The 9,175-nt window shown below is 28.2% G+C and carries 8 protein-coding genes; 5 read left to right on the top strand and 3 right to left on the bottom strand.

What is annotated here, in order from left to right:
* Positions 1-59: 59 nt before the first annotated feature.
* The 5 genes from ABF633_RS15550 to ABF633_RS15530 all read left to right on the top strand — a co-directional run bounded on the left by ABF633_RS15550 (position 60) and on the right by ABF633_RS15530 (position 3,674).
* Entirely contained in the window at positions 60-554 is a 495-nt protein-coding gene (locus ABF633_RS15550) for a hypothetical protein (protein ID WP_415524806.1), read from the top strand.
* Between the two features lie 158 nt (positions 555-712).
* Positions 713-1,057, top strand: coding sequence for a hypothetical protein (locus ABF633_RS15545; RefSeq protein ID WP_415524805.1), 345 nt, complete (start codon positions 713-715; stop codon positions 1,055-1,057).
* Between the two features lie 279 nt (positions 1,058-1,336).
* The gene (locus tag ABF633_RS15540; protein WP_415524804.1) at positions 1,337-2,647 is read left to right on the top strand and encodes a D-alanyl-D-alanine carboxypeptidase family protein; all 1,311 of its coding nucleotides are present in this window, start codon (positions 1,337-1,339) and stop codon (positions 2,645-2,647) included.
* 278 nt (positions 2,648-2,925) lie between these two features.
* A complete protein-coding gene (locus ABF633_RS15535) occupies positions 2,926-3,252 on the top strand; it encodes a P-II family nitrogen regulator (RefSeq protein WP_415524803.1) in 327 nt (108 codons plus the stop codon).
* 50 nt (positions 3,253-3,302) lie between these two features.
* Positions 3,303-3,674, top strand: a complete 372-nt coding sequence (locus ABF633_RS15530; RefSeq protein ID WP_415524802.1) for a P-II family nitrogen regulator — start codon at positions 3,303-3,305, stop codon at positions 3,672-3,674.
* Positions 3,675-3,965: 291 nt separating this feature from the next.
* Here the strand turns inward: ABF633_RS15530 and ABF633_RS15525 are convergent, their stop codons facing one another.
* The 3 genes from ABF633_RS15525 to ABF633_RS15515 form a co-directional block, all read right to left on the bottom strand.
* Positions 3,966-4,763 carry a lysostaphin resistance A-like protein gene (locus ABF633_RS15525; protein ID WP_415524801.1) on the bottom strand — a complete coding sequence of 266 codons (798 nt, stop codon included), beginning with the start codon at positions 4,761-4,763 and terminating at the stop codon, positions 3,966-3,968.
* A 168-nt stretch (positions 4,764-4,931) separates the two neighbouring features.
* Complete coding sequence (locus tag ABF633_RS15520; RefSeq protein WP_415524800.1) at positions 4,932-7,772, bottom strand: AAA family ATPase; 2,841 nt, start codon at positions 7,770-7,772, stop codon at positions 4,932-4,934.
* The gene (locus ABF633_RS15515; RefSeq protein WP_415524799.1) at positions 7,773-9,125 is read right to left on the bottom strand and encodes a metallophosphoesterase family protein; all 1,353 of its coding nucleotides are present in this window, start codon (positions 9,123-9,125) and stop codon (positions 7,773-7,775) included.
* Positions 9,126-9,175 lie beyond the last annotated feature (50 nt).

Raw genomic sequence — 9,175 nt, 5'->3', positions numbered from 1 at the left:
ATATAATTTTTACATGGTAAGTTTTTTATTTATTATTGGCTTTTAAGGAGGAAAATATTTTGAAAAAGAAATTATTAGATTATATAACAATTTTTATAATCTGCTATATAATCGCACCAGGCATACTTTATTTCTTTCTAAATTCATCTTTTTTCAACAAATATAATCTTTATTTTAACATAATTGTATATATAAAATTATATTATCGATTGGCTTTTATTGGTCTATTTATACTTTTATTAATTAAGCTTTCAAAATATTTATTAAAAAAATTAGTTGATGGAAGACCTATAGTAAAAGCAAATCTTATATCCATTGAAAAAACATGTACAACACCTTCAAATTTAAAAATATTAAAGGATGATTTACAATGTACTGAGAATTACATTGTAAAGTTTAAGCACAATGACGAAATAATAGATGTTACTATTTCAAAGCAGGATATAAAAAGTGACTTAAACTCTGGTGAAAAACCTTATGTAGAATATCAATATATTGATTTAATAAATTTATTTAATAAATTTCTCAATATAAAAGTTCATACAAAAAAATAGAATGTTCTATTAATACTAAGGTAATTTTTAATATCTAAAAATAAGTATATTAACTTATTTTTAGATATATTGTGAATAAATTGCCTTGGTGTTTTATTTTTTTCAATTTTTAGGGAATACTATATGTACAAATAAAAAGACTTAAAGGGAGTGTTATTATGTTTGTTACAAGTATTTCCTTTTCATATTTTTTTCTAGGTATAGCTTTGATTTCATTATTATTCTGCATTTATCATAAGACTCTTGTAGTAAAAACATCTCCAGATAATAAATCAAGAGATAAGATAATTGGTGAAATGAAGGATCCTATATCCTGGAGAAAAAAAAATAATATAATTGGCAATATATCAATATTCTGGTGTTTAGCTTCTTTAGCTTTATTTATATATTTTAAATTTTTCTTCACAGCAGGGCTGATATCCATATATTATGTATTTATATATATAGCCTTAATAGCAATATCCATGTTTTTTACAAAGATAAGCGGTAAAAAATCCGCTTGACACTATTGAAAAGAGCAGTCTTCTTAGTGAAGGACTGCTCTTTTCAATATTTAGCTCATAAACAGAGTTCTTATAAGTCTGCAATTCTATTTAAGTTAAAAATAAATGAACGAATGCTTTTTTTGTTGTTATAGAATTTATAAAATGATATACTTATTATGATTTTTGACTTTATTTAAGATATTTTATTTTAAATAATTCCTTAAATCTCAATAAGTTTTAGGCATTCTTAATTTACTATCTTTTCAGATGCCTTATTCAAAAATGGAGCGATGAAATTTGAAACGTAAAATTATTTCCTTAATATTAACCTTTGCAATATCACTTTCTATAGGTTCTACAGCCTTTGCTGCTGAAAACAACCAGCCACCACAACTATATGCTAAAGCCGCTGTTGCCATAGATGCTGAAACCGGCGAAGTGATATATGAGAAAAATTTAGATAATAAGGTATATCCAGCAAGCACTACGAAACTTTTAACTGCCTTGCTTCTTACAGAAACGAAAAAGCCTACTGACATGCTTACATATACTGCCAGTGCTAAAGCTCAGCCCTCTGCCTCTATAAATTTAGATAAAAAGCCTTTAAATGTAGGTCAACAAATGACTATGGAAAACGCCATGAAGGGCCTTTTAATATATTCAGCAAATGATATAGCCTATATGATTGCAGATAATATACTTGGAAAACTAGATGATAACGTCAGTGATACAAATAGAGATTTTTCAGTATTAATGAATAAAAAAGCAGCAGAACTAGGTCTTAAAAGTACTCATTTTATAACCCCTAACGGTCTTCATGATCCAAATCATTACACCACTGCTTATGACATGAGTGTAATTGCTAAGGCTGCTTTCTCCAATAAATACATATTGGATACTGTAAAACAAAAGGAAGCTACTATTACTACTGCAGATGGAATTAACATACCTATAGAAAATAGAAATAAACTTATTTTAGAAAAAGAGACATCCCTTTATGATAAGACTTGTATAGGTGGTAAAACTGGTTACACTAATGAAGCTGGAAAGTGTTTAATTGCAGAATTTGATAGAGGTGGCAGAAAAATTATAGGTGTCATCATGAATTCCGGGTATGATAGTGAAGATACATTAGTATTTAAGGACATGGAGAATCTTGTTAATTATAGCTATACCATAAACTATACTAATTTATATTCCAGCAACTCTACCTACAAGACGGAAACAGTTTCCTATAAGCCTTTAAAATTTTTTGGCCCAACAAAAACTATACAAGTTCCTTTGCTGTTAAAGGAAAATGCCAAATATTATAAAAATGATATAAACGACAAAGAGAAAAAATCAACTGATAATATTTCTTCACTGGATCCTTGGAAGCTTAAAACTGATGCTTCTGTTGGAACTCTTACTTTAAGTGAGAGAGGAATAACCAAAAAATATAACCTCTATCCTGGAGTTTCTACCGGGGATTTAATAAAGGATAATAAACTTCTCTATGGCGGAGTGCTAGCTGCTATAATTGTAGTAATAGCTGTAATTATCATTTTAATCCTTAAAATCATTAGTTTATTTTCAAGAAGAGGAAAAAGAAAATCCTATTATAGATAATTATTCTTAAAAATACAAATTTAACAAAAAACATTATCATTTTATAATTACAATATTAAGATGATAATGTTTTTTTATTAAAATTTTCACAATTTTCTTATATTATTTTACGATTTATTATAGCTATAATCTTGACTTTTATTTTACAAAATGGTAACGTTTACTTATAGAATTTAAACAAGATATATTAAAAATAAATAGTTAGACTCAGTTGTAAAAATTAGTTCTGCTACTTATTTTTAAATATATCAATTATTTAATTTTAGGGGGAGATTTTTATGTTAATAATTAAAGCTGTTATCAGACCAGAAAAAGTAAATGAGGTATTACAAGAATTAAATGAAGCAGGATTTCCTGCAGTAACAAAATATGATGTAGTAGGAAGAGGTAAACAGCAGGGAATTACCGCTGGTGCTATTCATTACGATGAAATTCCTAAAGAAATGCTTATGATTGGCGTAAATGATGAAGATAAAGATGATGTCCTTAGAATTATATTGAATAATGCAAGAACTGGTGAAAAAGGAAATTTTGGAGATGGTAAAATATTTATCTCCTCACTAGACGAGGTATATACTATAAGCTCTGGTTTAAAAGGTCTATAGTCTTATATTTTTATAACCTTATAAAATTTGTTACAAGGGGGATTTTAATTATGAAAGAAATTACTGCTATTGTTAGAATGAACATGGTAGGTTTAACCGCAGAGGCTCTAAAAGAAATTGGCTTTGCATCTTTTACCTGTAGAAAAGTTCTTGGCAGAGGTAAAAAGAAAGTAGACTTTACCCCTACCCATTGGGCTCCTGGCACAAATGATTATACACAACAGGAAATTTCAGATCAACATAGACTTATCTCCAACAGGATGTTTACTATAGTAGTAAATGATGAAGATGTGGATGAAGTGGTGGAAACTATTATCAAAACCAACCAGACACAAAATCCCGGAGATGGTAAAATATTTGTAAGAGACATATCAGAAGTACTAAGAGTAAGAACAGGAGAAAAAAATGCTTTAGCTCTATAATTTAGTTCTAAGTATATAAAGTAAATTTCTTCTTAAATATAACATAACCAAATTTTTAAATAAGCTTACAATCTTCAATTTGTATAAGCATTCTTCCTCAATTAAGAATGGAAAGTTTATTATTAACTATCCATTCTTAGTTTTTATTATAAACAGAGTTCTTTGTTTCAGGTGGAGTTTTTTTCTCCATCTGAAACTTAGAAATCGTTATCCAGGGACGTAGCATCCGTTATCTCCCACTTTGATAGAAGATGGGAGTATTACGGATGGTAGTCATCGGATAAACACAATTTATTCTAAACTCATTGGGTGAGCATTTTTATTGAATATATTAAATTTATATACAGCTACTATAAAAATAACAGCCCCAGCTATAATATATAAAAATGCAAACTTGCCACTAATTTCAACTAGATATGGAAATATAAAAGTTCCGCAAATGTTAAAAGTTATATGTGCCACTATAGATCCTACTACACTTCCAGTTTTTACACATAGAAAACCTAGCAATATTCCTAAAACAGATGCATAAAGACTTTGGAATAGATTCATATGATAGAGTCCAAATAGAATCCCTTGAATAATAACAGTGGCTGTTATATTAATATTCGTTTTTATCTCACTTAACACCATACCCCTGAACAGTATTTCTTCAAAAATAGGAGCAAACAGTAAAACAGCTAATATACCCAGTATGGAAGTCATAGACATACTTATCATTTTAGATGTCTCATTATAGGATGGGAAAAATTTTATAATATATTCCACAATTCCTGATAAAATCATAGAAAAAGCTATACCAATAACTATTATTAATATAATATTTTTTATACCTATATTTTTAAAATTACATCTATCAAATATATTACTTTTCTTTTTTCTCAACATGAAAAAGTATATTATAAGTGATATAATCATAGATAAAATTAAAACAATTCCTGAATTCTCATATACATAACTTTCTATATCCTTGCTGTTTAAGCCCTTTAACATTGCATTTGCTCCCAGTACGGCAAAAAACAATATTTGAAATGCATAATAAATTAAAAGATATGCTAATATTCTTGCTGCAGTCTTAATATGTTTCATTAAATTCACCTAACCCCTCATTTTAGTATACTTAAAATAGAATACTTTACACTAATTTTAAATTATCAATTGAAGAATTTCATAATTTATTTATTACGTTGCATTCATATACAGTATTTGTATTTAGAAATATAATACCGTGTTTGATTCTTAAATATTAATATAATGTTATAACAAATAGTCCGATAATTCTTCACCTTTTATTTCGCTAAAATTCCCTTTTTCAATTTTGAAAAATTGAGCATTTTTATCCTCTTCCTCAATAAGCTTAACTAATTCGGAATGGCAAGTTAAAATAAATATTTGATTTTCCATAGACAATTCCTTTAATACTTTTACTACATTCTTTAAATGTCTATAGTCAAAATTCACTAGAGAATCATCAATTACAACTGGAAGCTTATCTTTAATATCCTTTATTCTGCTAAGTCTTACAGATAAAAATAATTGTTCCTTTGTGCCTCTACTTAAAATATCTGTACTCTCATTTAAGCTCCCATCTTGATTATAACTTTTAAAATCATATTTTGTAAGCTCCTCTGCAGGTAGTACTGAAACAAATTCTCCTTCTGTTATGCTGGATAATATATCTCCTGCACTGCCTAAAATAGTGCCCTTTGCGTTATCAATAAAAGACTTTTGGATTTTATCAAGGATAAATACTGCAGCATTATATACGGCATATTCCTCTGCTTTGCTCTTTAGTTCTCTCCGCCCACTTTCTATTTTCTTTTGAGCTGCAAATGTATCTTCACTGTTATATAATCTCTTTATCTTCTCTTTAATATTTAATTTTTCATCTCTTAAAGCCTCTAACCCTTTCCTCCCACCTTTAAGCCTATACTTTAACTCATTAATTTGTCTATCTATTTCATCTATATTCACATAGTTTTTTATACGCTCTTTGAAAGCATTAAATATATCTACATCATTAATATTGTCATTGTTATCAACCAGCAGTTTTTTTACTCTATCCAGCTTTAGTGAATGAAGCAATTGATGCTTTAAGTTTATGTATCTTTCTCTATTTTCACTATATTTATTATAGATATTAAAATAGCCTATATTTTTGTCAATTTCTTTTAGTAAATCTATATCCCTATTATCAGCAACCTCTAATTTAAGCTTTTTTATTATCCTATTTTCTATTTCACATTTTACATTATTAATTACTTTAAAATCTTCATAAAGTTTCATACTTGTACTCAGTTTTTTTACAGCTTCAAATATGTATTCACTATTATTAAGAATGTCTCTTTCTATATTTTCTTTAGGTAAGTTCAATATATCCTGAAAAACTACAATAGCCTTCAGCATCTTATTTAAATTGGAATATATATCCTTTTCCATAGTTTCTATATTACTCAAATTGTATTCTAAGTCCATAACCCTTTTTTTTATGTCTCTTACAATCCTAAAATAATCCTTTATACTGTCCAGAGGCACCTGTCTATCTATAAAAAGCTTTACCTTATATTCTTCTATAATATAATCTAATTGGCTTTTACTCTTATGAAGGCTTTCTAAAGCTTCATTTTTTTTATAAATTTCATTGTCAATAGCTTTTAACTTTATTTCTTCATCTCTCATACTTACTCTTTCTGCGGCTGAATATCTACTGTTTAAAAAACTATAATACAAGGCCCCGGCTATTCCAGCCAAACTTGCAATGACTCCAAAACTTTTGCTGAATCTGTAAATAACTATTCCCAAAATAATAAATGCCAGAGAAACTAAGGAATACACAACAAATGAACTATTTATCTTCATAGATTGTACCTTTACTTTCAAAGGTGCAATAATATTTTTTTCCTGCTGAAGTTCTTTTATCTTTAAATTTATGGCTTCAATATCAACTTTAACCTTCTTTAATTTATCTATATTTTCACATAGTTCAACAAAGGATATCTCTTCTGTGTTCATTTTTAATATATATGCGAAATTATCCTTCCAATGCTGATTTACATCCACAATATCCTTATTTATTTCTCTTTTAGTATTTTTACACTCCTGGCAAGCCAATTTATAATTTTTTATTTTTTCCTCTAGACCTGAAATAGTCAACTGCATATTTCTTATATTGCTTCCGTATAAATCAAAGTCTCTTTCCTGTTTGTGGAAATCATCCGTGTTTTGAAGAAACTTTATCTTAGACTTATTGTAATCTTCAGCTATTTCAAGGTATTCAGCTTTAATATTGTTCAGTGCTTCCAAAGACAAATCCTTATCCTTAAAAGATTCATATCTAAGCTTGTTTTCTCTTATTTCAAGCTGAGCAGCAATACTGTCTATTTGTCTATAAATTTCATAATTATTTTTTAAAATCTCAAGTATAAATATATTATCTTCTGTATCTATCTTAATATTTTCTTCTTTTTCTATCTTTTCCTCTATAGCCTTAAGTCTATCCTTACAAGCTTTGAATTCATCTACCTGAAGCGCAGCTTTTTCTTTAATAGCCAGACCCTCACTTATGGTTGAATAGTTTGTTTTAAACAATTTTATTTTAGGATTACCATTTTTACCACCAATTTTCTCAGCTTCCTTTTTTATTTCAATTATCAGCTTTGGTATTTTAATAATATCCTTTAATCCCGCACCTAAGAGAAGTGCCTGTATTTTTTCATCCTTTTTATCTGTATTTTGAAGCTCATCTAGACTTATAGTAAATATTTCTTTATAAGTAAAGCTATCAATTTTTCCATACAGATTTTTATACAACCTTTTCTTATTTGAAGTTGTAATTAATGGCTCAGAGAAGCCTTTAACTCTTGCATTATATTGCTCACTATTATGGGTGAGCTGTGCTTCCATTTCATATTCCACTCTACAGTCTGGAAGATTTAGAGATTTAGAAAAGCCATAGGGAAAATGTCTTAAGAGCTTTAACAATGTAGATTTACCTGCTCTATTTTTACCACCTAAAACTACAATTCCAGGAGAAATATTTTCTAAATTAGCATTACTGTATATTCCAAAATCTTTTATGTATAATTTTTCCATATGCATTTAGTTATCCTCCATAAGTCTATAAATTATTAGTTCTTTAGCTTTTCTCAATATCTCTTTAAAATTATCCTCATCCAGCTGCATTTTTAAATCATTTGTATTTTCAAGATCATAATTTTTTTCCCAAACTTGTCCAAAAGTAGCTGAAATCTCTTCCTTCAAAGAACTATCCCTAGAAATTTCATAACATAACTCTTCAATTTCTTTAACAATATTATTATTTCTAAACTCTTCAATATTAGGCATTTCTCGTTCTATTCTTACATCTATAGAATCAGTATATATAAAGGGTGAATAATTCATCAGTTTTGAATTTAAACTGTCCTTTATTATCTCTTCTAAATTATCCTCCCCCTCTTCAAATATAGTTTTTATATTCCCTCTTCCCTCTATTATCCATCTAACAGCATAGCCTTTTAATAAGTTATTTAAATCTGGCTCAGAGCTTAATTGGCATGGTATACCTTCAATTTTACACATTATATCCTGTGCCTTATGTTCAATTAGCTCTATTAGTTCTGTGAGATTTTTGGGTTCAACATTACTATTTTCATTTATATTTATATAAACTTTTTTCCAAACTATTGAAGCTGTAGGTAAAAACTTTACAAAAGTTTTGCTAGACTCATCTACCTCCACTAATAAGCAGCCTCCCACACCTTCTTCACCAATATCTCTTCCCTGTGGAATACCGGAATAGGCAATTATGGGTTTTGATCTATTTAGTATTTTACACTTGTGTATATGTCCTAAGGCCCAGTAAGAAATCTTTTCCTTAGCTTTCAAATTTTCTAAGGTACATGGAACATAATTAAAATTATTGGGATTTAATTCTGTATGCAGCATTGCTACATTAAATACACTATCCTCTGGAGGATTGTAAGAATTGTACAATTTTCTGCTATCTGCTTTTCCTCTGTAGGAATTACCATAAACTCTAGCAATTATATTTAGGCTTTTATCCTTAACGTGAAACTCACTGCACTGTTCACTATCACAAATAAATACATTATCAGGTAATTTAAAAATTTCCTTTTTCCCTACAAATGAATCATGATTACCTGCAATAATATATACATTAATGTTTGCCTTTAGAAGTCTATTGCATTGTAAATTAAAGAAACTATTGGCCTTAATAGATTTAGCATCTCTATCATATAAGTCTCCACTTATAAGTAAAAAATCTATTTTAAATTCTATAGCATAATTTACTATTCTTTCAAAAGCTTCATATACAGCATTTTTAAATATATTCTCATTATCTTTTAACTTTTCATCAAAGATATTAAGCATACTTCCTAAATGAATGTCTGCAGTGTGAATAAATTTAATAGGGAAAGTCAACTTCATCATACCTCTCTGTATATGTATTATTAATAAAGAGGTGAGTCACATTACTACCC

It is taken from the genome of Clostridium sp., assembly GCF_047718555.1.
In the GTDB taxonomy this organism is placed as follows: Bacteria; Bacillota; Clostridia; order Clostridiales; family Clostridiaceae; genus Clostridium_I.
Note: the sequence above shows the minus strand (reverse complement) of the source record. Positions and strands in the feature narration are given on the sequence as shown.

Coding starts and splice junctions, on each gene's coding strand:
- ABF633_RS15545 (WP_415524805.1), top strand. CDS start 713: ATGTTTGTTACAAGTATTTCCTTTTCATATTTTTTTCTAGGTATAGCT.
- ABF633_RS15535 (WP_415524803.1), top strand. CDS start 2,926: ATGTTAATAATTAAAGCTGTTATCAGACCAGAAAAAGTAAATGAGGTA.
- ABF633_RS15530 (WP_415524802.1), top strand. CDS start 3,303: ATGAAAGAAATTACTGCTATTGTTAGAATGAACATGGTAGGTTTAACC.
- ABF633_RS15525 (WP_415524801.1), bottom strand. CDS start 4,763: ATGAAACATATTAAGACTGCAGCAAGAATATTAGCATATCTTTTAATT.
- ABF633_RS15520 (WP_415524800.1), bottom strand. CDS start 7,772: ATGCATATGGAAAAATTATACATAAAAGATTTTGGAATATACAGTAAT.
- ABF633_RS15515 (WP_415524799.1), bottom strand. CDS start 9,125: ATGATGAAGTTGACTTTCCCTATTAAATTTATTCACACTGCAGACATT.